Origin of the sequence: Cellulosilyticum sp. I15G10I2 (assembly GCF_900095725.1) — a bacterium.
Taxonomy (GTDB): domain Bacteria; phylum Bacillota; class Clostridia; order Lachnospirales; family Cellulosilyticaceae; genus FMMP01.
In genome coordinates, this window is the sequence record NZ_FMMP01000002.1 from 1 (window position 1) to 713 (window position 713).

Genomic DNA, 713 nt, shown 5'->3' on the forward strand with positions numbered 1-713 from the left:
TTATTTGCAGCTCCCCCAAGCTTTTCGCAGCTTATCGCGTCCTTCATCGGCTCTCGGTGCCAAGGCATCCACTCTACGCTCTTAGTAGCTTGACCTAATAGATAAACTTTTGTTTATAAATAAACTCCGTTTATCGGTCAATATTTCTATATAATATAGAAAATAGTGCCTTGTTATTCTAAAGCAAACTTACGTTTACTTAAAAAGAATAGTTTAATATTTTCGGTTAAATTGTAGATTTTATCATTTCTTTGCTACATCATTAACACATCGTCTGCATTAATAACGTCGTTTGAAGTTTAAAATCTTATTTTCGTAGTATTTGTTTTTCAAAGTACAAAGTTTGAAAGTAATATCCTATAGCCTTCCGACTCTGTCTTTCTAAAAATCTAATCTCTTTTTTGAATCTAACGTCGCAAACTCGCTACGCTCAAACAGTGCTCCTAAAAGCAGTTTCAAAAATTCGCTAAGATTTTTTACGAAATCCTTCGTAGTCAGTCTTACGGATATTACTTTCTTCAGCGAAAAAAGCTTATCCATAAGAGCTTATAGGCATGAACTCTCAAGATAGAGTAGTAACCACATACAGTCATTTTCCTTAGAAAGGAGGTGATCCAGCCGCACCTTCCGATACGGCTACCTTGTTACGACTTCACCCCAGTCATTGGTTTTGCCTTAGGCGGCTCCTTCCCCGAAGGGTTAGGTCACCGACG

Annotated in this window: 2 rRNA genes; both read right to left on the bottom strand. The window is 37.4% G+C overall.

Annotated elements, in window-relative coordinates:
* Positions 1 to 95: ribosomal RNA gene (locus tag BN3326_RS00015) — 23S ribosomal RNA — on the bottom strand; the annotation flags it as partial.
* 507 nt (positions 96 to 602) lie between these two features.
* Positions 603 to 713 (bottom strand): 16S ribosomal RNA (locus tag BN3326_RS00020); the annotation flags it as partial.